The following is a 24,425-nucleotide window of genomic DNA, read 5'->3' as shown; positions in this document are numbered from 1 at the left end:
TTTTACGAAAGCGGATGGAAAGCATAACGTCCACTGCCTGTTCCCCAATATCACTTAATGATATATACTTACCTGATCAAATGTGATATTGATAATCAATATCAATTATTGAGTGATGTATACATTGGAAAAAGTGAAACGAGGAGTGCGGATAGATGCAAGAGGAAGAAGCAAGACAGGGATTTACACCGGAGATGATTGATATGATGGCCAGTATCTGGACACGTTCGATTATTACATTAATAGATGTACGCTTTCAGAATGTAGCGTCACAATACCCGTTAGAGCAATATAAAATGCCTAGTAGCATGTTTATCTATTCATATGGGGGTGAAGCGCAAATCCAACTGAATGAAACCACATTTGCAATGGAACGCTTCGGTTTAGTTCACGGCGGGAAGGGGAGCCTGCTCAGTATTACGCCTAAAGAGGAGATGGTGAAGACCTTTATGGTGTTTTATAGAGCAGAATCACCTCTCTTTTTCAAGAAACATCTGCAACAATTACTGGAGCAAGTAAATCCATTTGTTCAACAGTTTGGTTATACGCCAAGTAATCCCATCTTGCTACGTGATTGGTTCCAACGAATGATGAATGGCTGGAAACGTGGCAAAGCGATGGATCAGCTACAGGCCAAAAGTTTTCTATATCAATTGATTCATGAGGTGTACAGGGATTTGGGGGGTGGTGAGATTCGGTATCTCCAGCCAGATCCAGCCTGTTCTGCCAAGGTATATCTCGATAAACATTACAGGGAGCCGATTATGTTTCAACAAATTGCCGATATGTTTGGGATCAGTGGTGGACAATTGACGCGTTTGTTCAAAAAAAGGGAAGGGATGAACTTACAGGAGTATCTCATTCAGAGAAGGATTGAAGCTGCCTGTCATGACTTGAAACATACAGAAGCGACAGTTAAAGAAATCGCAACAGGAGCTGGTTTCACAGATGAGAAAAACCTGTTCCGCATGTTTAAGAAGCATTACAAGATGACACCAAGTGATTATCGGAAAATAAACGCACTATCCATGCAGGTTGATGGTATTGATAATGATTCTCATCTCCCTTACGATGAGAGGGAACTAGCGAGTCTAGTCAAGTCTTATAGAGATGGGGAATCAACGATGTTTGGAACATTAAGAAGTAAAGAAATGATTTTGGCGGCGGCGATAAGCATGATGCTCTTATTGACGGCATGTACGTCGGGGACGCCAGCGAATAATGGGGGAACGGCAAATACAACACCTGCGCAGACACAGCAGGCGACACAACAAGAAGGGTCGGAGACAAAAGCTTCAGAAGCAGTCTCGCAGACCAGAACGATATCCACAGTTAAGGGTGATGTTGAGGTACCTAACAACCCTCAGCGAGTTGTAGTCGATTATTTGGTTGGTGATGTGGTAGCCCTAGGTGTAACTCCTTTAGGTGTGGCTAGAGCTGCACGGGGAGAGACAGAGCCTGTTTATGCTAACCAGATTACAGACTCCATAAAAGTAGCCATGGAGCCGGAAGATATCATGACGCTTGAGCCGGATCTTATCATTTTGGCATGGAGTGATGAGTCGTATGATGATTTATCCAAAATTGCCCCCACCATTTATGTTCCCTATGGTGATATGACTACAGAAGAGCGGATACAATTTATTAGCGATGTTTTGAACAAACAGGAAGAGGCTAAGGATGTTTTGAATGCTTATACCGGAAAAATTGAAGAAGCAAAGCTAGCTTTTCAGAATGCGGGCCTATCCGATGTAACCATTACGGTTGGAGAATTCAGTGATAAAAGTAACTACATAGCTGGAGCCAAGCATGCCGTTGGCGAGCTTGTTTACGATGAACTTCAATTGCAGGCACCTTCCAAAGTCCAAACGGATATTATCGATGCAGATAAATATTGGGGCGATGTCTCCATGGAAGTATTACCCGCTTACTCTGGGGATTATATGATCTTCTTAGGAGATGGAAACGTTGCTTCTGATAATGCAGTGTGGAATGCCATACCTGCTGTGCAACATGATCGGATCGTAAAGGTAGATTCTTCGCTATCTTGGTCCACCGACGTAATGACTTCCAGTGCATTGATTGATTATATTGTTAGTCAATTGCTAGCATTAGCTAAATAAGAGTTAGAACGGAATTTTAATTGAGCACTCCAAATTTTCAAACATGACCAGTCGAATTTATGGACGTTACTATCCATATTCGTTTGGATTGTAAATAGGTGATGAAAGGGAAACGAGATGAAAAGCAAGCCTGAACAAAAACGCCGTGGGGCGATGAACTTCACCATGTACATGGTAATAGGGCTTGGATTAACGGTTCTCATGTCGGCGGCATCCATTATGTTTGGTGCTGCTGATATGAGGTTAGCAACGGTATGGGAGGCTATTTTCCGATTTGATCCAATGCTCACTGAACATCAAATTATTCAAACCATGCGTCTCCCGCGTACCGTAGCTGATCTGATCGTTGGGTGCAGCCTTGCGGTATGTGGCGCTATCATGCAGGGGACAACGCGTAATCCGCTGGCCGACTCCGGGCTGATGGGGATTAGCTCTGGCGCAGCATTTGCAATTGCACTATGCCTGGCCTTTCTGCCGGGTTATTCGTATTGGCAGATGATGTTGTTCGCTTGTCTGGGAGCAGCGATCGCCACCGGTATGACTTACTTTACCGCGTCACTGGGCAATCGCGGAATGACGCCTCAGCGGCTTGTACTGGCAGGTCTGTCTATTTCAATGTTGTTTGGCGCACTCAGTCAGTACTTGGCAATCAATTATGATTTGGGGCGAGCATTGACATTCTGGACGGCGGGTAGCACAGCGGGGGTCAAATGGGGAGAATTGCTGATTATCTCACCGCTCTTTGTTGGTGGTATACTTCTGGCACTGGCGCTGTCCCCTTCCGTTACATTGCTCAGTTTGGGAGATGATGTGGCAAGTGGACTCGGCATTCGTAGCGGACTGGTCAAGATTTTGTCGACAATTATTGTACTTGTGCTGACTGGATTGGCTGTTGTTGTCGTTGGCCCTGTTGGTTTTGTGGGTCTGATCACCCCGCATATTGTGCGATATATGGTAGGTGTCGACTATCGATACATTATTCCGGCAGCGGCTTTATATGGTGCGTTGCTGACCGTATCGGCCGATTTGGCTGGACGTTTGATCAATAAACCGTTCGAAACGCCGATTGCCATTATATTTTCTATCATTGGTGTGCCGTATTTTCTCTTCTTGGCTCGAAGACAAAGGAGGGAATATGAATGATCAAGCGGCGTTATACGATGAAACGAGGCATTATCATCAATGTAGTGCTTATGGTGCTCATACTTGTGTTTGCGATCATTAGCATGAATTCTGGCAAAATGAATCTTTCACCGCTAGAAGTGCTGAACGTTCTCATAGGAAACGGTACCGATAAGCAAAATCTAATTGTGTTTGATTTTCGTTTGCCACGAATTGTACTTTCGATTTTGGTAGGTCTGGGAATGGGAGCGGCGGGGGTCGTGATGCAGAGTTTGCTGCGTAATGACATGGCTAGTCCGGGAACACTGGGAATTAGTTCGGGATCGGGTTTGTTTGTCCTGTTCTTCGTTGTATTCATTGCATCCACAGGCAAGAGTTCCTTTATTGCTCTGCCTCTGTTGGCTTTTGTTGGCGGACTATTGGCAGCGGGTTTGATCTTCTTATTATCGTATCGCCGCGGACGAGACATCTCGCCAATCGGTTTGATCTTGACCGGGGTCGCGTTAGGAAGCGGGTACGGGGCGCTGACGACCTTCTTGACACTCAAGCTGGATGATTCGCAGATGAACTTCATGCTGTATTGGCTGGCAGGAAGCCTATGGGGCGATGATTGGGGTTATATTTCCATACTGACACCATGGGTCTTGATCTTACTCGGCTATATTTTTTACAAGGCTCGCATACTGAATGCCCTCCATTTGGGCAATCAGACAGCACAGGGGCTTGGTGTTTCCGTGAAGCGACAGTTCTTGGGGTTGTCAATCGCTGCTGTTGCTTTATCCTCTGGCAGTGTAGCTGTGGGAGGCAGCTTCTTTTTCGTTGGATTGATCGCTCCGCATATGGCCAGAAAACTGGTCGGTCCCGATCACAAATTGCTCATTCCGGCTGCCAGCTTGGCTGGGGGACTAGTCGTGGTGTTGGCTGACACGATTACGCGCACGGTTAGCCTCGTAGGAGATGTGCCAACAGGAATCGTTATTACAGTTATTAGTGTTCCATATTTTCTTTATTTACTAGCAAAAGCCAAATAACACAATCAATAATATAGTCGGAATTTTTTGTGGAAAACGGCTTGGCAGGACTGTGCGCTGCATTTTAAAGCAGAATGCACGATATCAAAAGTTCAAACATCGAAGTTACCCTGTGTTACCGCTATGCTTCTTAAACAATAGCTATAGAAAAAGATGCCATTACGAAGATATCGTATTGGCATCTTTTGATTTTTTCTAATTATTCGCTAGTCAAGTGGATTACTAGAAAATTACATCAGGATTTATATGGCAGGTTCATCCGACAGCTGAAAACGGGAAACGAAATACCAGATGAGCTCGCGACGTGAGGATACCTTGGTTTTGGCGAAAATGGATTTTAAATGATCCTGAACCGTGTAGACGGAAATATGCATCGCAGCAGCAATTTCCTTGGACGAATAGCTACGTAGAACATATCCGAGCAGTTCCCGCTCTCGACTGGATAATCCATGGCTTTCAGCGAGCAAGGGCAGCAAATCCTGTGGCATCGCCTGCTCCAAACGGATAGCAATCTGATCCGGCCCTTTAAGCTGTTGCATAAGACTAGCATGAAGTATGAGGTAACGCCCATCCGGAAGTTGGATGCAAACTTTGGAGGGTGATTCGGGAGCGATCTGAGTATCCACGACCAGTTCTGCCCGATTCTTGCGCTGCAGGTGGGAACTCACTGCACGTACCGGACGGGGCAGAACATCAGGCCCTACATGTTCCAGCATGCGCAATTGGGACAGCCAATATTGAGCGGAGGCGTTCAGGGATAAGAGCTGGAACGTGTCTGAGGTGATCAAAATTCCGGGTTCCTCGGGACTTTCACTCGTGATCTCATCGATCAGTGTCAAGCTCGTGGACCGCAGCATCGATGCAATAGAAGCGGTCCAGGACTGAATCATCAACCGCTCCTCCTCTGTAAAGACAGCACTTTCTGTCTTACGATATAGGGTCAGATATCCCCAGCAAGCGTCTCCACTAACCAATACAACACGTAGTTCATCACCGAACCCCGCTGGCTGAAGAATGTTGATATATCGAGGGCTTTGTTCAAGCTGTAAGTTGGACGTATGAAGTGTAGCTGTATGCTCACCGCTGCGAATTAATTCAGCGTATTTATGTATATCTTCTTCCATGTATTCATTGATGAATAACCGATCATGAATGGCCTCAATGCCATCTTCTGTCACGGCTCCTGTGGAGAGAAGAGTCAGAGGATCAACGGTAGTGAAACAGTATGCATCGTAAGGTATAACCGTATGGATCTGCTTGAGAACAGCTTCCCGATAGGTATGTGAGGTCCAGGTTCCTTTTTCAAGAGAAGTGATAAGTCTGTGGTTCCGATCAATACGTGATGTCAACAAGATTACTCCTCTCTCTGTGCGCATATCCCAATGTTCTGGGATTGTAGGCTCGCCGTATCCTTCTATAATGAAATTAGACGAACAACGAGTCAAGTCTAACTTCAATTCAAGAGGAGTGCGGTGTCCATGAATCACAATCTATCACCGATGAGCTGGGAAACAGCAGATGTTCATCGTTACGAACAATCGATAGCCCTGAAAATTCCGGGTTATTCTCATATGCATGATCTAATGGAACGGCTGCTTTCAGCATCATTTGCGAATAACAACGATATTCATATCCTTGTTGCCGGTGCGGGAGGGGGAAAAGAGATTGCTCTGCTCGGATCACGTCATGCCGGTTGGACATTGACTGGAGTAGATCCATCACAGCCCATGCTGCAACTTGCTGAGAAACGAGTCACGGAAGCGGGCATCGGTTCCAGAGTGAAACTGCAACCTGTCACGGTTGAAGAATTGCCGGAGGATATTGTATATGATGGGGCGACAAGCATGCTCATGTTACATTTCCTTCAGGGGATGGAGGCCAAGAGAACGTTTCTGACCAGCCTCGCAGCTAGACTTAAACCGGGTGCACCACTGATCATTGCGGCTGTAAATGCCGATCTTCGTTCACCTGCACATCCAATCATGATGCAAGCTTGGAAGGATCACATGTTGAGTGTGGGCGTCCTTCCTGAAGAGTGGGAGCGCTTTGCTGCTTCCCTGGGCCGTGAATCCGATCCAATATCCTCTGAAGAGATGACTCAGCTACTGACCGAATGCGGTTTCTCACATATTACACGTTACTTCGGGGCGTTCTGGGTGGAGGGGTATTATGCAATTCGAAACTAGCGTGAAGCCTATTAAAGATCAGATCTGGGTGGTTGGTGGTTATGGTCAAGTGGGGCAGATGATATGTACTCAACTGGGGAAATTGTTCCCGGGTAAAGTATGGGCTGCGGGTACACGCATGAACCGTGCGGAAGAGTTCAGCAGGTCTACAGGTGGTGCTGTGCTACCGCTTCAACTGGATGTAACAAAACCTGTGGAGCCATCCATGTTACGGCCTGTGAAGCTGGTCATCATGTGTGTGGATCAGAGCGATACCCGGTTTGTTGAAGCCTGCGCACAAGCCGGAACCGATTATATTGATATTTCTGCAAAATATGATTTTCTCGCTCAGGTTGAACAGCTCCACACCAAAATGCAACGTTCCCAATCGACCGCGATCCTCAGCGTTGGATTATCACCTGGAGTGACTAATTTGCTTGTGCGCGAAGCGACCATGCATATGGATCAGGTGGAGGAAGCAGACATTACCGTAATGCTGGGACTTGGAGAGAAGCACGGAAAAGCTGCCGTGGAGTGGACCGTTGATCAGATGAATGCCACTTACCAAGTGATGCAAAAGGGCAAACCTGCTGAGGTACAAAGTTTCGGAGATGGCAAAAGGATTGATTTTGGAGCAAAACTTGGGCAGCGGAAGGCCTATCGATTTAACTTTTCGGATCAGCACGTGGTTGCTCGGACGTTACGTATACCAACTGTATCTACCAGACTCTGTCTGGACTCCCGCTTGATCACAAGATCCATGGCAATCTCCAAACGTGCAGGGTTGTTTTCGCTACTGCGTATCCCGTCTATTCGAAGTGGAGCGGTTAAGGCATTTGGCTTTATTCCTGGAGGAGAGCCAATGTACGCGGTCAAGGTCGATGCCCTAGGTTGGGAAAATGGTGAGCAAATCCGCGTCGAACAACTACTGGTCGGCGCAAAGGAAGCAGATGCAACAGCGGCCGTGGCAGCAGCCGTGGCGGAACGCGTATATAGAACGGAGTCAGAGTTGCCACATGGTGTGTTTCATATTGAACAGTGTCTCTCTCTGCAAGACATTCAGGATGCACTTCATACGCCACTAAAGGTGACGACCAAGATCACCTAGTTTCATGCTCTTTTGCTGGGAACCTTCGATCTGCTATGATGGAACAATAATCATGGCATGAATGGAGGGAGATCATGAACTGCGTTGCTGTATTACCTTATTACAAAGTACAGAGAGAAGTGACGGGTCTCGCCCAAGAGATTGAGATGAATGCCCGTTCCATGATTCTGTATTCAGATAAAATCGTGACAAAATACCGCGAGTTCAACATCACGGAAGTGTTTGACATGTCATTTCGCCGTATGGGTGATGAAGGTGGATTTTTCTATTTGCACACAAGCACAGGAGTATATCCATATATGGTCGAGATCGACCCCAAACCTTTTATACAACATTTCAGAAAGATGACGATTCAAAAATTAAAATGACTTGACCTTGCCGTTACGTGAAGGCTTACCCTCGGATATGGAAAGAACCATAACCAATTCAGAGGAGCCGTGAATGTAATGAGTATACTGATTCAGCAAGCTACGATCCTAACGATGAAAGATGCCGATGCCCCCTTTACGGGGGATATTCGTGTTGAGGGTGATCGCATTACGCAGATTGCTGATCACATTGTGCCTCACCCCCAAGATGAGATTATCGATGGACGCAATAAGGTTGCCATGCCAGGACTGATTAATGCCCACCAACATACACCGATGAGTCTGCTCCGGGGATTTTCGGATGATCTGAAGCTGATGGACTGGCTCGAACGCAAAATGCTGCCTGCTGAAGCACGGATGAACCCGGAAGACATCTATTGGGGTGCCAAGTTATCCATTGCCGAGATGATCCGTTCGGGTACCACTGCGTTTGCGGATATGTACATTCATATGAATGAGATTGCAGAAGCGGTTAAACAAACGGGTATGCGGGCATCGCTTACACGTGGAATGGTATTCATGGAGGATGATGGGGGACGCAGATTGCAGGAGGCGATCGATCTTGTACAACGTTGGTCTGGAGCGGCCGATGGGCGGATTACAACCATGTATGGACCCCACTCACCCTACACTTGTCCCATGGAACCGTTACGTGAAGTCATTGCTCTGGCTGTCAAGGAGGATATCCCGCTACATATTCATTTGGCTGAGACGAAGGAAGAAGTTGTGAAGATTCGTGAGCGCTATGGCATGACACCGACAGAGTATCTGGAAGAGGCGGGTATGTTCGAACAGGCACATGTGTTGCTTGCGCATGGTGTGCACCTCAATCGAAGGGACATCGGCAGATTGAAGGGCATGCGCGGCGGTGTAGCACACAATCCAGTCAGCAATCTGAAGCTGGGGTGTGGAATTGCTCCAATTACCGAGATGTTGGCTCAGGGAATCAACGTGGGAATCGGAACGGATGGAGCGGGAAGTGCCACAACCGTGGATATGTTCGAGGAGATCAAAGCCGCGACCTGGCTACAAAAGCTGGACTATAGCGATCCCACTCGCTTGCCAGCCAAGGACGTACTAAGCATGGCTACACGCGGAAATGCTAGTCTGCTTGGTCTACAGGATGACGTAGGGATGCTTGAGGTGGGTCGCAAAGCTGATCTGATCCTGATCGATCTGGCGAAACCACATCTTCAACCGGTACATGAGGTAGAATCGTTACTGGCTTACAGCGTAAATGGGGCGGACGTGGACACCACGATCGTGAATGGCCAGATCCTCATGAGAGGCAGAAAGCTGCTCACGATCGATGAGGATGAACTTTACCGTGAGGTGAAGGTTAGAGCCAAACGGATTGTTGAGGGAATTTAATTTTAGGTGAATATGATGCGAACTGGAAAATGATTTGTGTTCAAAACGCTATGGAGGCATACTCCATGGCGTTTTTTGTCGAATTACAACTGGAAATAGTTCCATAGTCCTGTTCAGAATCGGTTCAGAATGACTCGTTATACTGAGCATGTAGTTGTTCAAATTTGAAATGTATACGAGGAGGAACATGAATTGAAGGGGAAACAAAACAAAAAACGGCTTAAGCCGATATTGAAAAAAAGCATGTTGACTGCACTCGGGCTGACCATTGCATTGCCTATAGGTGGAGCGCTTCCACAAGCTAACGCAGGAGAGATTGGTCCGGAGATTAAGATTTCACAACCTGTTCTTAACGATGGCATTAACTGGTTAAGTTATTCATCGGCACAAGATAATCCTTCTTTTGTGCCCGAAGTGCCTATTGAGGTAACCACCAATAATATCATCAGAATCAATCTAAGTACACAATTTCGATCCGATGAGTATAGCCCGCCTACAGCCAGCTCAAGTGATAACAGCATCGCTGAGGCGTATGTAGAAACGAGACAGGATGAGAATATGACAACGCCTGTCAGTACATTGGTGGTTATTCCTCGCCAAAGCGGCAAAATCAACATCGAATTGAAAGCGAATTATATGATCTCTGGTGCACCAGAGACTGTTACGGATAACATTGAACTTTACATTAGTAAAAAAGGGGATGTAAATGCAGACGGAAAAGTGAATTCTTTGGATGCCGTAGACCTTTTCAATTATATTCGTAACATGATGACTCGCCGCAGCTTTTCTTATGTAGAGATGAACCGAATGGATGTAGATCGTAATACGGAACCCACTCTGGGGGACATGGATGCTTTGTTAATAGGATACAAAGGCAAAACACTTGGTGGAAAAAACAATGACTATGTGTTGACCTTTAAGCAAGTAGATGATGCGCCGTATGTACTAAATGGTGAATTGAAGAATGCCATGTTAATTGGAAATGAAATTGGCGTTAGTCATTATATAATGGATATTGATTACAATGATTACATTAATACTCCTTCTTACCAGTGGTACCGCGCAACAGAAGCTTCGAGAGAAGATATGGTGCCAATCGAGGGGGAAACAGGAGCAAAGTATACCGTTAAAGATGAGGACGAAGGTTATTATCTTGTGCTCGAAGTTATTACTCAGTCCACTTGGGACTCGAATACGGAGCCTAGAAAAGTATACATTGTTGGAAAAGAAAAAATACAACGCCTTGATTAATTCAATTTTTTATTTTAGATAACGAATAACAATACATTTTCTATCTTTACCATACGATCTATCAATTGATACAGACATGGAGGCTATCACATGTTTCAACCGAAAAAGAAACGTCCTAGAATCAGAAAAACAATGTCAGGTCTGATCGCACTGACATTACTCTCTTCACTCATATTGCCAAATGTAGCTGGAGCAGAACCGGTAGAACCATCACAAGTACAATTTGCAAATGTGAGCGTACAGGCAGGGCAGACCGTTCATGTACCTGTTGCATTGAAGAAGCCCTATTTCGGGGTGAAAGCTTATAATATGCAGATTGATTATGATACGTCTGCACTGGAAATTGTTCGGATCACGCCTAAATCTGTCAACGTCATCAGCACATCCCCAAATGAAGATGGTGTAGCAGACTTCCAGTACCAAATTAATAATGCGGAAGGCTGGGTACGGATCATCTGGGTTGATTTTACTGGGGGTGACCACTCAATTGTAGATGAAACCCAATTATTTGATATGGAAATCAAAGCCAAAAGCAATGCGGCGCCTGGAACGAAACAGCTATCCGTAGATCAAACTGATTCAGAACATTGGCATTTTACAAATGTAGAACACAATAGTGGTGCTCAGTTGTCTGGTGGAACAATCACAATTACAGCAGCAAATTCAGGTGGCGACAATTCTGGTTCGACACCTACACCGAATCCTGGTAACTCTTCAGGTGGAGGAGGAGGAAGTGTATCACCAACTTCACCAGTCGTTACCCCAGTTCCATCGACTCCGGCGGTAACTAAAGGTGTAGACATCTATGTGAACGGTCAGAAACAGGAACAGTCTGCTACGGCTAGCACATCAACGGTAAACAATCAGGTTACCACCACGGTTCATGTGGATAATGACAAAGTCATCAATCAGATTGGAAGTGGACTAAAAACGCTTCTGCTGCCTATTACAGGTACTGGCAAGGGTGCGGTCGTTGGTGAACTGAACGGCAAGTTGGTCAAAACAATGGAAGGAAGTAATGCCGAAGTTGTCATTCAGACTGATAGCGGTACGTACACACTTCCAGCTAACCAGATTCAGGTGGATCAGATTCTGAACCAATTCGGAAGCACGGTTCCATTGGAAGATATCACAATCCAAATCGCTATTGTGCCTAGTGCCACATCTAAACAAACAGCAATTCAGGCTGCAGCGGGTAAGCTGGAGAACACAACGGTGATCGCAGCTCCGATTGATTTTGAAGTAAAAGCGATCTGGAATGGACAGCAAGTTAATGTAGATCGTTTCAACTCTTATGTAGAGCGCTCCATTACTTTGCCAGAAGGTGTCGATGGTTCAAAGATCACGACAGGAGTTGTGCTTCAGCCAGATGGCAGCCTTCTGCATGTACCGACAAAGGTTATCAAAGGTAACGTGCAAGATTCTGCTATTATTAACAGCTTGACGAACAGCACTTACGCTCTGATCTATCATCCGGCAACTTTCAGCGATGTATCAAGTCACTGGAGTCGGGATGACGTACAGGATCTGGCATCTCGTCTGATCGTACAAGGTACCGGTGAGAACGTGTTTGCGCCAGACCGGAGTATTACACGGGCAGAGTTTACGGCTGTTCTGTTAAGAGGTTTGGGGCTGCACTCCCCGCGCAGTACAGAAGCGGCGTCGTTCACAGATGTGAAGACTGGTAGCTGGTATGAGGATGAGGTTCAGACGGCTGTGTCCTACGGCCTAATCTCAGGTTATGCTGACGACAGCTTCCGTCCGAATAGCGAAATTTCTCGTGCTGAAGCGCTGACTATTGTGTCACGTGCGATGAAAATGGTCGGTCTGGCACAGGCCGACGCGTCAGAGACAACAAGTCTGCTTAGCACATATAGCGATAGCGCTAAAGTACAGGCTTGGGCAGCAGAGCCAGTTGCATCCGCGATTAAACAAGAGCTGGTACAAGGTGCTGATGGCAAACTGATGTCCGATGCAGACATTAGTCGTGCGCAGTCGGCAGCGATTGTGAAAAGGCTGCTGGCAAAAGCGGGATTAATCTAAACTTTATAAGTTGAACTAAAGATTATTTACACTGACACTACGACGACAGAATAACCTTCCAATCGCTGTTATCCCCAGATTTTTTGAATCCCTTTTCCGAAGGTGAAAATCCGGGGATAAAGGCGAACGCTTCGCTTTTTCAGGTTTTTTCTGTCTTCTCCGTTATCGTGTAAATGATTAGTTTAACTTATATTATCAAATGCAATAACGAAATAAGACAACCCGAGTCCTTATATCTAAGGATTCGGTTTTTTTGTATATAGTTCTTTTGAACAACCTCTTATAGGTGCAATGGTCCAGTTCATTATCAGTTCATACTGATTTGTTACGATATGAACATCAAATAGATAGATATCGTGCATGATCAGGAGAGGAAGAGATCCATATGAAAATACTAGAGGTTAAAAATGTGAAGAAATCATACACCTTATATGGAAAAGAAAGAGTTCCGGTACTCCACGGTTTGAACTTAAGTTTTGAGACAGGGGAATTTGTCTCCATCCTCGGTGAATCTGGCTGTGGTAAGTCGACACTGATGAATATCATTGGTGGTATGGACTCCGACTATGAAGGGGACGTCGTTGTTCGTGGCAAGAACTTAAGTGCCATGACAGAGAAGGAAATGGATGATTATCGGAAGAATAATATCGGCTTTGTCTTTCAAAATTTCAATCTGATCCCGCATCTGTCTGTCCTCGAAAATGTAACGATTGCGATGCAAATGACGGATACCAATGAGAAGGATCGCAACCAACGTGCTGTTGATATATTGACAGAGGTGGGACTGAAGGATCATCTGAACAAACGTCCCAACCAGTTATCTGGCGGTCAGAAGCAACGGGTTTCCATCGCACGGGCATTATCCAACAATCCGGATATTATTCTTGCAGATGAACCGACGGGTGCTCTGGATAGGGAAAACGGAGATCAAATCCTCGCTCTGCTCGACAGTATAGCCAAAAAGGGAATGCTGGTGATTGCCGTAACTCACTCGCAGAAAGTCGCTGACTCCGGTACACGGATTGTGAAGGTTGAAGAGGGGCGTATTAGTGACGATATTCACCTGAAAGATCCTTCTACGGCTGTTTACGAGAGTGGTCAGGATTCTTCCCGGAGCCTGAGCTTGCTTGCTTCATTCAAGATGGCACTTAAAAATATGAAACTCAACGGCAAGCGTAATGTACTGGTAGCATTGGGTGGATCTATAGGTATATTAAGTGTCCTCCTGATGCTCTCCTTGGGGAATGGAATAACAACATATATGAATGACGAAATCAATTCAAGTATGGACCCTTTGCTCGTGGATATAACAAAGCCGAGTGAAGAAGCCAAGGACATGCAAGGTCCCGAAGCCTTGATGGCGCCAGGTGAACCGTTCACCAAAGCTGATGTAGAGACGATTCGCAATTTTCCTAATGTGGATCATGTAGAGACAATTACGACCATTACAGGCAAATCCACTATGGTGAATGAAAAACAAAGTGTAGGACTCACACAGTTAACAACGTTAACGGATGCTTTTGATCCAGCATTGATGACAACTGGTGTTCTGCCGGTAGAAAATCAGATGCTGTTACCTCTCGATACAGCGAAACAATTAAGCGGAAATGATCAAGCTGAAACCATGATCGGCAAGTCCGTGTTTTTATATATCAATGAGATGGATAGTAATAATAAACCAGTGACTTTGGAGAAAGAAGTAACGATCTCAGGGATCTATGAAGCGGCAGATCCACGCTCTCCAATGCAACAATCCCCGGGATACATCTCATCAGAGACGTTGGAGCAAATGTATGCCGACGAAGGAATAACAATCGGGCCAATTCAAGTTAACGCCTATGCAACCGATATGAAATATGTAAATGATATCAATGAAGCTGCAGTGGATGCTGGCTTCGCAGGCTCCCAAATGGCCAAGGTCATGGAGAATATCACCACATATGTAAGTATGGCTTCCATTGTACTCGCGGGTATTGCAGGTATTTCGTTGATCGTATCCGGTATTATGATACTGGTAGTACTCTATATTAGTGTCGTGGAACGGACGAAGGAGATTGGAATACTTCGGGCAATTGGAGCAAGAAAGAAAGATATCAAGCGAATATTCTTCTCCGAATCTGCCTTATTAGGCGTATTTAGTGGTATTATTGCGGTAATCTTTGCAGTGATCATTAGTTATGTGTTAAACATTCTTTTGGACAATGCGTTTGGAGCCAAACTCATTAATCTCTCGGGATATTATATCTTGTTTGGGATCGTGGTAAGTACAGCGATTAGTATCGTTGCCGGTTTGATGCCATCATCAAAAGCGGCGAAGCTGGACCCGATGGAATCCTTACGATACGAATAAATATCAATTTTGGAAAGGATAATGGCTACATGAACACAATTCTGGTGGTGGACGATGATTCCCATATCCGCAAATTGATCCGAATCTATCTTGAAAAGAATCAATTTTCCGTGCTGGAAGCACCAGACGGTCAAGAGGCGTTAGATATCCTCTCGCATACAAAAGTTGATCTGGCGATTGTGGATGTGATGATGCCGCGAATAGACGGTATTGAACTGACGGAAGATATCCGGTCTTATCTGGATATTCCCATCCTGATGGTGACTGCCAAGGGAGAATCCAAGGACAAAGTCAGAGGATTTAATGCCGGGTCAGACGATTACCTGGTTAAACCGTTTGATCCTGTGGAGTTAATCCTGCGTGTAAAATCATTATTGAAAAGATATAACAAAAGTGCATCAAACATGATTCAGATCAGCGGTGTTACGATTGATTTGGGCAACCTGATGGTCATCGCGGATGGACAATCTATCGAATTGAAAAAGAAGGAATGTGAATTGTTATTTTCTCTGGCGAGTTCGCCAGGGAAAATATTCACACGCACACAGCTTATAGATGACATATGGGGCATCGATTACGAAGGAGATGAGCGTACAGTTGATGTACATATCAAACGGTTAAGAGAACGTCTTGAACATGTTCCTGAGTTAGTGATCTCAACGATAAGAGGACTCGGTTATCGGCTGGAGCGGGTATGAAAATGTTTAGGAAAAGCCTGCGACTTCGCATCGTAGCTACGTTTATCGGGATTGTTCTGGTGAGTTTAATTCTCTCCTTTATGATAAATAACGGGTCCCAGGAAAAGACACCGAATCGTTTTATGGTTACTTTTGCTCAAGATCTCGCTACACTGATTAACCTGATTGATGATCCGGAAAAAGTGAAATCAAGCTTGGATATTTTTGCTCGCTACGGCTTAAATATCACTCCCGTGAATGAACAAAGTGAAGTGTTATCTTCCTTGCCAGAGGACAAAGTGCATTCGTTATTCGAGGCGGGTACAACGGATGCCATTTTTCTGTCCAGTAAAGATGGAATCGCGACCATAGGTGTTCCCGGAACAAACGAGGGGATCGGCACATTTCTGATTCAAAGTGATTTCTCATCTCTTTTTCATACACTGCGAAACACACTCTTAACCTCACTGTTAACGGTTCTGGTCATTGGCAGCTTATTAATCCTGTTCATGTCCGGGTATATTGTGAAACCGATTAAGAGATTAACGGTTGCGGCGAAGGAGATGTCATCAGGTGACCTGTCGGTCCGCTTGAAACATAATAATCAGGATGAGTTTGGCGAACTGATGGAGAGCTTTAATCATATGGCCAGTGAGTTGCAAAAAATCGATTCAGTTCGTGATGACTTTGTCAGCAACGTCTCTCATGAAATGCAATCTCCGCTCACATCGATCAGAGGATTCACCAGAGCATTACAAGATGGTGTTATTCCATTAGAAGAGCAGAAAGAGCATTTGGATATTATATATGAAGAAACGCTGCGCTTATCGAGGCTCAGTGATAATCTGCTTCGGCTAGCCTCGCTGGATTCAGAGCATCATCCGGTTCATTTCACCACGTTCCAGGTAGATGAACAATTAAGAAGGGCGATTTTACTGGCAGAGCCGCAGTGGGCTCAGAAGGACATCCAGATCGAACTGGACTTGTTGCCCTGCGAGATCACAGTGGACAAAGATTTGTTTGATCAGGTCTGGCAAAATTTAATAAACAATGCGATCAAATACACCGGTCCACAGGGTATCATTCATGTCGAAATTGAGACGTCATCTTCATTTGTGAAGGTATTGATTAGAGATTCTGGACAAGGAATACCTGAGGAAGCACTCCCGTATATCTTTGATCGATTCTACATGGTGGACAAAGCGCGAAGCAGCTCGCTTCGAGGGAATGGATTGGGTTTGTCCATTGTGATTAAAATATTGAAATTGCATCAATGTACAATTGATGTAGAGAGCGAAATGGGAAAAGGTACACAGTTTATTGTCACGATCCCCAGATCGACCATTACACCTTAAGGCAAGCCAGAACAGAGAGAGCAATATGGAAACAATCGGTCCCTGTGCCATCAGGATTCAGATTGCTGCCAGATTGCTTTTTTTTGATATCTGTATTCGCGACAAAATTTCACATATAGTTTTGTTTAGCAGTGGATCATTTGATAAAATAGAAGAGACGTTATGTGAATCTATGAACTTAATTAATTTAATCATACAGAGAATGGAGCCATCCAATGAAATATCGCAATATGGAAGATTGTATTAACGATCTGGAGCAGCACGGTCATTTGATTCGGGTCAAAGAAGAGGTTGATCCTCATCTGGAGATGGCAGCGATCCACATGAAAGTGCACGAGGCTAAAGGCCCTGCTTTGTTATTCGAAAATGTAAAAGGCTCAAAGTTCCAGGCCGTATCCAATCTGTTCGGCACGGTGGAACGAAGCAAATTCATGTTTCGCGGTACGCTGGAAGGCGTACAACGGGTCATGGCTGTTCGTGACGATCCCATGAAGGCGCTTAAGACGCCATTTCAGCATGTCCAAACAGGTCTTGCTGCGTGGCAGGCGCTGCCAAAACAGAAGTCTATAAGCCTGCCGGTGTCCGCGCAAGAGATTCAAATCTCGGATCTGCCGCTCATCAAACACTGGCCTATGGACGGTGGGGCATTTGTGACGCTACCACAGGTTTATTCGGAAGATCCGGACAAACCAGGAATCATGAATTCAAACTTGGGGATGTACCGGGTTCAACTGGATGGCAATGATTTTGAAATGAACAAGGAAATTGGATTACACTATCAGATCCATCGCGGAATTGGTATACATCAAGCCAAAGCTGTGAAAAAGGGAGAACCACTAAAAGTGAGTATTTTCATTGGAGGTCCACCTGCACATACACTCTCAGCGGTTATGCCTCTGCCTGAAGGACTAAGTGAGATGACATTTGCCGGTTTGCTCGCTGGACGTCGCTTCCGGTACAGTTACAAGGACGGATATTGCATCAGTAATGATGCTGATTTTGTCATCACGGGTGATATCTACCCAGGTGAGACAAAACCCGAAGGGCCGTTCGGTGATCATCTGGGTTATTACAGTCTGACACATGAATTCCCGTTAATGCGTGTGCATAAAGTCTATGCCAAACCTAATGCCATCTGGCCGTTTACGGTTGTTGGTCGTCCGCCGCAAGAGGATACGGCGTTTGGTGATTTGATTCATGAGATTACTGGAGACGCGATCAAACAGGAGATTCCAGGTGTCAAAGAAGTGCATGCGGTCGATGCGGCAGGGGTCCATCCATTGCTGTTTGCCATCGGCAGTGAACGTTACACGCCGTATCAGGCGGTGAAGCAGCCGACAGAGTTGCTTACGATTGCCAACCGTATTTTGGGTACGGGTCAGCTTAGTCTGGCGAAGTACCTGTTTATTACTGCTGAGGATCAGCAACCTCTGGATACCCACAAGGAAGTTGAATTCCTGACTTATATCTTGGAGCGTATGGATATGCAGCGGGATATTCATTTCCATACCCATACAACGATTGATACACTCGATTATTCGGGTACAGGACTGAACAGCGGAAGCAAAGTTGTTTTTGCAGCCTATGGCGACAAGGTTCGAGAGTTGTGCACGGAAGTGCCAGAGTCTTTGAAAAACATTCGTGGTTATGAGAATCCACAGCTCATCATGCCGGGTATCGTTTCGATCCAGACATCGGCCTTTACGAGTTATGCGGATACAGCACAGGAGATGCAAGCATTCACGTCGCTATTGAAAGAACAGGGAGGTCTGGACTCGTGTCCGATGATCATTCTATGTGACGACAGTTCGTTCCTGAGTGCTAACCTCAGCAACTTCTTATGGGCAACCTTTACTCGCAGCAACCCTTCACATGACATGTACGGGGTTAATAGCGGATATGACCACAAGCATTGGGGCTGTGATCAGGTGATTATTGATGCACGTACCAAACCCCATCAGGCACCGCCGCTGATTCCCGATGCTTCGGTCGAGAAGAGCATTGAACGATTTTTTGTTAAAGGTGCTAGTCTGGGTTCGATCAAAATCTAATTTGAGATGTCTTGAAGAAGTTCAAACGGAGCGTTTGAACTTCTTTGGCTTACTCTGATACGGCGATGAGGCACAAAAGTGTGTAAAAGTTTAAAACCGGGACTAATTTGGATATTGGAGTGAGGATAAAGTCTTAGGCGTTCGTATTTACCATTGTGATTAAGGTCGTTTGAACTATGTATGAAATGAAGAATTATAACGATATAAAGAAGTATAGGTATTTTTGTGGCCCCGTTCCGTTGGGTGCTGTTACTATAATGAATTGTTCAGGGGGAATACCGATTTGAGAATCCATATTATGAACCTGCAAGACGGAGACCGTCTAACTGCGGATACATTCAGCGATGCAGGATTACACGTTCTCGGGAAGGGAACTGTGATCAAAGGTGAGGATATCACCTTGCTTATGCAGCACCGTGTAGATTATGTAGATATTGAATCACGCGAAGAAGAAATCACTGAAGCAGAATTTTTTGCAGCAGCCGCAAAGCATGCTTCGGGGATAACTACGAAGGAAGAACCGCCTGAAGAAGAGCTGAAGTCCCAATTTATTCAGACTGTACATAATTATCAAAATGCTTTTCTCGAAGCTCTGACCGTTGGCAAGTTCAACGCCACCATGGTGGATGATGCACTGCAACCGATGGTTGAAGGACTGGATGAGCAGAAAGATGTCGTTCATCTCCTGATGATGCTGGAGCGGGATGACGTCAATAACTATACACATTCAATCCAGGTAGGATTGTTGTCATTCTACCTCGCGAATTGGCTTGGATATTCTCAGAAGGAGAGTTATCAGATTAGTCGCGGTGGTTATCTGCATGACATTGGAAAGTGCAAAGTTTCCCACCGGATTCGGAACAAAACAGAACCATTGACGGATGATGAGCAGCTTGAAATGCGGCGTCACACCATATATGGTCATGAAATTATCAAAAATTCGATGACGGATGAAGCGACAGCACTGGTTGCTCTGCAACATCACGAGCGGGAAGATGGGTCGGGTTATCCGATGCAACTTGAGAAAAGTGAAATTCATCCATATACACAGATTGTATCTGTAGCGGATATCTATATAGGCATGAGATCCGGGAACCACGGAGGAAGCAATCCAAATCTGATCAACAACCTTAGAGATATCTATGGAATGGGATTTGGTAAATTGAATGAAAAACCGGTTCAGGCATTGATGCAACATTTGCTTCCTAATTTCATCGGGAAACAGGTACTGCTCAGCAATGGAGAAAAAGGTGTTATTGTCATGAACAATACGTCCGATATTTTCAAACCACTCATCAAAGTGGAGTCTGAAGAATATCGCGATCTCTCCAAAGAGCGTACGCTTGCCATTGATGAATTGCTTATTTAATCTAAATATGATCTGTATTCCTTACTTATATTGAGGACGGGCCTCCTGTACGAAGACAGGGGACCCGTTTTTTGTTATATCATCCTAGATGTGTTGTTCGACCAAGGAAGCAAGCGTGTACTTTGCAAAGACCTTATTTTCCTGCCAAGGAGCGATCGCCATGATTGAAGTGACAACCGAGATTACAATACATGCCTCGATTGAACGATGCTTTGACTATGCCCGGGATATTGATGTACATACTCAGACCGTCTGGCAACATACAAGAGAGCGAGCAGTTGCAGGAGTAACAACAGGAAGAATTGGAGCAGGGGATACCGTTACATTTCAGGCTACTCATTTTGGGGTCAGACAAAAGCTGAAGTCCCGAATTGTGCAGTTTGAACGACCTTTCCTCTTTGTGGATCAGATGGAGAAAGGGGCTTTCAAGAGCATGCGACATGAACATCATTTCAGCGTAATTGGGGATCAGATGACTTGCATGAGAGATACACTTCGATTCGAAGCTCCACTTGGATTGCTGGGATGGGCAACCGAACGACTTGTGCTGAAGAGATACATGCAGGCATTTCTGGAGGATCGTAATCGTAAGCTCAAAGATATGCTTGAGCAGTAGCCAGAATTAAATGGATAGAGGAGAGAAGACATTTGATGGATAATGAATATTTTGTAGGTTGGGGCACACTTGCCTTGATTAATGCCGGACTGGCTCAGGGAAAAAACAGAAGTGGTCGGAACTGGTTTCTGATTTCCCTGTTATTTGGTCCGTTGGCAACTCTTTTTATTGTGGTGTGGAATAAACTGGACTAATTCAATGATCGATATTCCGATGCATATAACGATCGATCATCCAGAATACAAGGGCTGCTGCACTAACGCCAGCACCTAACCAGCAAACGGCTGTCCAGCCTGCCCATGCATACACTTGGGTAGAAACGATGGAGCCGGTTGCACTGCCGATGGAATAAAAGATCATATAAGCTGCCGTCAGGCGGCTCTGCGCTTCGGGACGAACTTCGTAGATCAGACTCTGGTTGGTAACATGTACGGCCTGCACGGCGAGATCGAGCAGGATAACACCCAGGATCAGAAACCAGAGAGAATGATGGACATAACCGATGGGTAGCCAGGACAAGAGCAGAATGACAAGGGCGACACCGGTTGTTTTCTGCCCAAGGCCCCGGTCGGCAAGTTTACCTGCACGGGCAGCAGCCAATGCTCCCGCCGCTCCTGCGAGACCGAATGCACCTATGACTGTATGAGACAGGGACAGTGGAGGGCTGCTTAGTGGCAGTACCATAGAAGTCCATAAGATGCTGAAGGCTGTAAAAATCAGCATGGCCAGCACACCTCGTACTCGTAACACACGCAACTCACGGTACAGTTGCAAGACGGAACCGAGTAATTGGAAGTAGCTTTGTTTTACTTGTGTTGATTGTTGCCTTGGGAGAACAAAAAATAAGGCGACAATTCCGAGTAATGTAAGGCTGGCGGAGAAGAGATATACCGATCTCCACCCGAGCCAATCGTTCAGCGTACCTGCAACCGTTCGTGCAAGTAAAATGCCAATGACGATCCCGCTGGTTACCAACCCGACAATGCGACCACGTTCGGAAGGAGCTGCCAAGTGTGCAGCAAAGGCAACAAGCGTTTGCGTAATGACCGCGAGTAGACCTACGACAGCCATGCCCGCGAATAAAAGTGAGCTGGATTGTGCGGTTCCTACGAGAACCAGTGCAAGCACGGATAAGAGCATTTGAATGATGATCAGCTTGCGGCGATTTAAGAGGTCACCAAGCGGAACAAGAAGGAACAGCCCCAGGGCATAACATATTTGAGTCACTGTGATGACAATCCCAATGGATGATGGCGAGAGGCTGAATTCTTGAGCGATGGAGTCCAGTAAAGGCTGAGCATAATAGATATTGGCGACCGCAAGTCCGCTGCACACGGCAAAAAGAAGAGCAACTAACCGTGACATGGCAGGACGATCTTTATTGGATAATTGTGCATCTGGAGAAGAAGTTTGCATAAATGGATGTCACCTTTCTATTATGTACTGATTGGTATGTTATGTTTCGGGATAAACATACTTTATTTGCGTGAATTTTGTCAACAGAGAAATGGGTGAGGGTTAAATTAAAGATTTTTTACCCAGAGAATATGACGACAAAATAATTATCCGATCGCTTCTATTCCAGATTTTTCGATTCATTTATAGCTAAACACGCCTTTCTGGTTATTAGGTTTTGACTTTGTAATAAGAGTGAGGTTAAAATATATAAACATACTGATCGATACATAAAGAGGTGAATTGTATGGTTAGACAACGGGAATTTGATACGGATAAAGCACTCGATGCAGCGATGCATACGTTTTGGGACAAAGGGTTCGAAGCGGCATCTTTAAATGATTTGACGACCGCAATGGGCATACAACGTCCCAGTCTGTATGCGGCTTTTGGAGATAAAAAGGAATTATTTGAAACAGCACTTCGCAGGTATACCACTCAGCACGCGGCTCAAGTCAGAGCCAGACTTCAACAGGGCTCCTCCGTGCGGGAAGCCTTTCGTGGATTGTTTGAACATATTGGAGCAGAGGGGAGTGTGACCGAGCCTAGTCACGGCTGTTTTTGCATTAATACGATGGTTGAGCTGGCTCCACATGATCCCAAATTCGCTGTCCTTACACGGGAGCATCAGATGTACCTGGGTGTTCTTTTCAAAGAAACGATAGAACGAGGGCAACAGAGCGGGGAATTGTCTACTGACATGAACGCGAGTGCGGTCGCACAGTCCCTGGTAGTATCCATGATTGGACTGACTGTACTGATGAAATCAGGACCAGACCGCTTATTTGTAGAGCAGAGCATCCAAGTTACGCTGTCTTTGTTACATTAATAGGGAATTATTCTGTTTAAAGTGATGCGGAGTTGCTACAATATGTTTAAGAATTGAGCAGATATAGGAGGAGATCAGAAATGAATACGAAGTTGCGCTGTGCCGTTTTGGATGATTATCAGAACGTTGCGCTGACGTCGGCGGACTGGGGGCCGTTGATGGATCAGGTGGAGATTCAGACATTCAACAACTATATGGGCTCGGAAGAAAAAGTCATTCAGGAATTGCAGGATTTTGATATTGTAGTCCTGATGCGGGAACGTACACCGTTTCCAGAGAAGGTCATTTCGCAGCTCCCTAAGCTAAAACTTCTGATTACAAGTGGTATGCGCAACGCTTCGATAGATCTCAAGGTTGCAGAGCAGAACGGCATCATTGTGTGTGGAACTGAGGGAAGCTCTAATCCGCCGACGGAGCTTACATGGGCACTAATTCTGGGGCTGTCCAGACAACTGGTTACAGAAAATAATGCACTTCGCTCCAATCGAAACTGGCAGAGCACGGTCGGGTTGGATTTGCATGGGAGAACACTTGGATTGCTTGGTTTGGGCAAAATAGGCACTCGCATGGCTGAGATCGCACAAGCATTTGGCATGAATGTGATGGCCTGGAGCGAGAATCTAACACAAGAAAAAGCCGGAAAACATGGTGTGATCTGGTCCGAGACCAAGGAGCAACTGCTTGCACAGAGCGACATCGTATCCATACATCTAGTATTGAGTGATCGTACGCGGAATCTGATCGGACAAGCCGAGTTTCAACTAATGAAATCGAGTGCGCTACTCATCAATACGTCGCGAGCGGGCATCGTCGATCAGGAAGCTATGGTGGAGGCATTGCAGAGTGGTGTGATTGCTGGTGCAGGTCTGGATGTATATGAGCAGGAACCGCTCCCCGTTAACCATGTGATGCGAACATTACCCAACGTCCTGGCAACACCGCATCTGGGTTATGTGACTCGTGGCAATTATGAGATCTATTATAATCATACCGTAGAGAATATAGCGATGTTCCTGAAGGGAACACCGATCAGACAACTGCTTTCTTAGAATGAACGTATGCTTAGTATGACTCTGCTATAGTTATATAGAATCAACGACAAATAAGGTGCTGCCAGGAAAGAGTTAGACCTGAGCAACAC

General features: G+C 45.5%; 20 protein-coding genes. 18 read left to right on the top strand and 2 right to left on the bottom strand.

The window, feature by feature from the left end; all coding sequences use genetic code 11:
• Nucleotides 1-155: 155 nt before the first annotated feature.
• From MHI01_RS05485 to MHI01_RS05475, 3 genes are all read left to right on the top strand, one after another.
• Complete coding sequence (locus tag MHI01_RS05485) at nt 156-2,123, top strand: AraC family transcriptional regulator (protein WP_340982716.1); 1,968 nt, start codon at nt 156-158, stop codon at nt 2,121-2,123.
• A gap of 117 nt (nt 2,124-2,240) precedes the next feature.
• The gene (locus MHI01_RS05480; RefSeq protein WP_051447083.1) at nt 2,241-3,266 is read left to right on the top strand and encodes a FecCD family ABC transporter permease; all 1,026 of its coding nucleotides are present in this window, start codon (nt 2,241-2,243) and stop codon (nt 3,264-3,266) included.
• On the top strand, nt 3,263-4,276 hold the full coding sequence (locus MHI01_RS05475) for a FecCD family ABC transporter permease (protein WP_017688818.1): 1,014 nt from the start codon (nt 3,263-3,265) through the stop codon (nt 4,274-4,276). The genes MHI01_RS05480 and MHI01_RS05475 overlap by 4 nt, the downstream gene beginning before the upstream one ends.
• 242 nt (nt 4,277-4,518) lie before the next feature.
• On the opposite strand, the gene MHI01_RS05470 is transcribed toward MHI01_RS05475, so the two are convergent.
• Nucleotides 4,519-5,625: a helix-turn-helix transcriptional regulator gene (locus MHI01_RS05470; RefSeq protein WP_340982715.1), complete on the bottom strand. Its 1,107-nt coding sequence runs from the start codon at nt 5,623-5,625 to the stop codon at nt 4,519-4,521.
• A gap of 129 nt (nt 5,626-5,754) precedes the next feature.
• On the opposite strand from MHI01_RS05470, the gene MHI01_RS05465 reads away from it, so the two are divergent.
• The 13 genes from MHI01_RS05465 (at nt 5,755) to MHI01_RS05405 (ending at nt 21,194) form a co-directional block, all read left to right on the top strand.
• A complete protein-coding gene (locus tag MHI01_RS05465) occupies nt 5,755-6,462 on the top strand; it encodes a class I SAM-dependent methyltransferase (RefSeq protein ID WP_036608640.1) in 708 nt (235 codons plus the stop codon).
• On the top strand, nt 6,446-7,549 hold the full coding sequence (locus MHI01_RS05460; RefSeq protein ID WP_340982714.1) for a saccharopine dehydrogenase family protein: 1,104 nt from the start codon (nt 6,446-6,448) through the stop codon (nt 7,547-7,549). The genes MHI01_RS05465 and MHI01_RS05460 overlap by 17 nt, the downstream gene beginning before the upstream one ends.
• A gap of 74 nt (nt 7,550-7,623) precedes the next feature.
• Nucleotides 7,624-7,917 carry a hypothetical protein gene (locus tag MHI01_RS05455; RefSeq protein WP_036608638.1) on the top strand — a complete coding sequence of 98 codons (294 nt, stop codon included), beginning with the start codon at nt 7,624-7,626 and terminating at the stop codon, nt 7,915-7,917.
• A gap of 78 nt (nt 7,918-7,995) precedes the next feature.
• On the top strand, nt 7,996-9,288 hold the full coding sequence (locus MHI01_RS05450; protein WP_340982713.1) for an amidohydrolase: 1,293 nt from the start codon (nt 7,996-7,998) through the stop codon (nt 9,286-9,288).
• Between the two features lie 192 nt (nt 9,289-9,480).
• A complete protein-coding gene (locus MHI01_RS05445; RefSeq protein WP_340982712.1) occupies nt 9,481-10,539 on the top strand; it encodes a dockerin type I domain-containing protein in 1,059 nt (352 codons plus the stop codon).
• A 90-nt stretch (nt 10,540-10,629) separates the two neighbouring features.
• A complete protein-coding gene (locus MHI01_RS05440; RefSeq protein WP_340982711.1) occupies nt 10,630-12,582 on the top strand; it encodes an S-layer homology domain-containing protein in 1,953 nt (650 codons plus the stop codon).
• A 385-nt stretch (nt 12,583-12,967) separates the two neighbouring features.
• Entirely contained in the window at nt 12,968-14,932 is a 1,965-nt protein-coding gene (locus MHI01_RS05435; RefSeq protein ID WP_253507981.1) for an ABC transporter ATP-binding protein/permease, read from the top strand.
• 29 nt (nt 14,933-14,961) lie between these two features.
• A complete protein-coding gene (locus MHI01_RS05430) occupies nt 14,962-15,630 on the top strand; it encodes a response regulator transcription factor (RefSeq protein WP_253507983.1) in 669 nt (222 codons plus the stop codon).
• Between the two features lie 2 nt (nt 15,631-15,632).
• Entirely contained in the window at nt 15,633-16,964 is a 1,332-nt protein-coding gene (locus tag MHI01_RS05425) for a sensor histidine kinase (protein ID WP_253507985.1), read from the top strand.
• 215 nt (nt 16,965-17,179) lie between these two features.
• The gene (locus MHI01_RS05420) at nt 17,180-19,015 is read left to right on the top strand and encodes a UbiD family decarboxylase (RefSeq protein WP_047842712.1); all 1,836 of its coding nucleotides are present in this window, start codon (nt 17,180-17,182) and stop codon (nt 19,013-19,015) included.
• Nucleotides 19,016-19,298: 283 nt separating this feature from the next.
• Complete coding sequence (locus tag MHI01_RS05415; RefSeq protein WP_076318079.1) at nt 19,299-20,384, top strand: HD-GYP domain-containing protein; 1,086 nt, start codon at nt 19,299-19,301, stop codon at nt 20,382-20,384.
• Between the two features lie 160 nt (nt 20,385-20,544).
• Nucleotides 20,545-21,000, top strand: a complete 456-nt coding sequence (locus MHI01_RS05410; RefSeq protein WP_047842714.1) for an SRPBCC family protein — start codon at nt 20,545-20,547, stop codon at nt 20,998-21,000.
• Between the two features lie 32 nt (nt 21,001-21,032).
• The gene (locus MHI01_RS05405; RefSeq protein ID WP_155985038.1) at nt 21,033-21,194 is read left to right on the top strand and encodes a hypothetical protein; all 162 of its coding nucleotides are present in this window, start codon (nt 21,033-21,035) and stop codon (nt 21,192-21,194) included.
• A gap of 1 nt (nt 21,195) precedes the next feature.
• Here the strand turns inward: MHI01_RS05405 and MHI01_RS05400 are convergent, their stop codons facing one another.
• Nucleotides 21,196-22,416, bottom strand: coding sequence for an MFS transporter (locus tag MHI01_RS05400; protein WP_340982710.1), 1,221 nt, complete (start codon nt 22,414-22,416; stop codon nt 21,196-21,198).
• 286 nt (nt 22,417-22,702) lie between these two features.
• Between MHI01_RS05400 and MHI01_RS05395 the strand changes: the two genes are divergently transcribed.
• Together MHI01_RS05395 and MHI01_RS05390 are read left to right on the top strand one after the other, a co-directional pair.
• The gene (locus tag MHI01_RS05395; RefSeq protein ID WP_036670661.1) at nt 22,703-23,284 is read left to right on the top strand and encodes a TetR/AcrR family transcriptional regulator; all 582 of its coding nucleotides are present in this window, start codon (nt 22,703-22,705) and stop codon (nt 23,282-23,284) included.
• Nucleotides 23,285-23,364: 80 nt separating this feature from the next.
• Nucleotides 23,365-24,333 (top strand): D-2-hydroxyacid dehydrogenase family protein, encoded by a 969-nt coding sequence (locus MHI01_RS05390; protein WP_339187831.1) that lies wholly within the window; start codon nt 23,365-23,367, stop codon nt 24,331-24,333.
• Nucleotides 24,334-24,425 lie beyond the last annotated feature (92 nt).

The organism is Paenibacillus sp. FSL M7-0656 (assembly GCF_038003225.1).
GTDB lineage: Bacteria > Bacillota > Bacilli > Paenibacillales > Paenibacillaceae > Paenibacillus > Paenibacillus amylolyticus.
The sequence above is the reverse complement of the archived record's forward strand: the minus strand, read 5'-3'. Positions and strand labels throughout refer to the sequence as shown.

Excerpts from the sequence above, each read along its gene's own strand:
- MHI01_RS05485 (WP_340982716.1), top strand. The coding sequence starts at position 156 with ATGCAAGAGGAAGAAGCAAGACAGGGATTTACACCGGAGATGATTGAT.
- MHI01_RS05480 (WP_051447083.1), top strand. The coding sequence starts at position 2,241 with ATGAAAAGCAAGCCTGAACAAAAACGCCGTGGGGCGATGAACTTCACC.
- MHI01_RS05475 (WP_017688818.1), top strand. The coding sequence starts at position 3,263 with ATGATCAAGCGGCGTTATACGATGAAACGAGGCATTATCATCAATGTA.
- MHI01_RS05465 (WP_036608640.1), top strand. The coding sequence starts at position 5,755 with ATGAATCACAATCTATCACCGATGAGCTGGGAAACAGCAGATGTTCAT.
- MHI01_RS05460 (WP_340982714.1), top strand. The coding sequence starts at position 6,446 with ATGCAATTCGAAACTAGCGTGAAGCCTATTAAAGATCAGATCTGGGTG.
- MHI01_RS05455 (WP_036608638.1), top strand. The coding sequence starts at position 7,624 with ATGAACTGCGTTGCTGTATTACCTTATTACAAAGTACAGAGAGAAGTG.
- MHI01_RS05450 (WP_340982713.1), top strand. The coding sequence starts at position 7,996 with ATGAGTATACTGATTCAGCAAGCTACGATCCTAACGATGAAAGATGCC.
- MHI01_RS05440 (WP_340982711.1), top strand. The coding sequence starts at position 10,630 with ATGTTTCAACCGAAAAAGAAACGTCCTAGAATCAGAAAAACAATGTCA.
- MHI01_RS05435 (WP_253507981.1), top strand. The coding sequence starts at position 12,968 with ATGAAAATACTAGAGGTTAAAAATGTGAAGAAATCATACACCTTATAT.
- MHI01_RS05430 (WP_253507983.1), top strand. The coding sequence starts at position 14,962 with ATGAACACAATTCTGGTGGTGGACGATGATTCCCATATCCGCAAATTG.
- MHI01_RS05425 (WP_253507985.1), top strand. The coding sequence starts at position 15,633 with ATGTTTAGGAAAAGCCTGCGACTTCGCATCGTAGCTACGTTTATCGGG.
- MHI01_RS05420 (WP_047842712.1), top strand. The coding sequence starts at position 17,180 with ATGAAATATCGCAATATGGAAGATTGTATTAACGATCTGGAGCAGCAC.
- MHI01_RS05410 (WP_047842714.1), top strand. The coding sequence starts at position 20,545 with ATGATTGAAGTGACAACCGAGATTACAATACATGCCTCGATTGAACGA.
- MHI01_RS05400 (WP_340982710.1), bottom strand. The coding sequence starts at position 22,416 with ATGCAAACTTCTTCTCCAGATGCACAATTATCCAATAAAGATCGTCCT.
- MHI01_RS05395 (WP_036670661.1), top strand. The coding sequence starts at position 22,703 with ATGGTTAGACAACGGGAATTTGATACGGATAAAGCACTCGATGCAGCG.
- MHI01_RS05390 (WP_339187831.1), top strand. The coding sequence starts at position 23,365 with ATGAATACGAAGTTGCGCTGTGCCGTTTTGGATGATTATCAGAACGTT.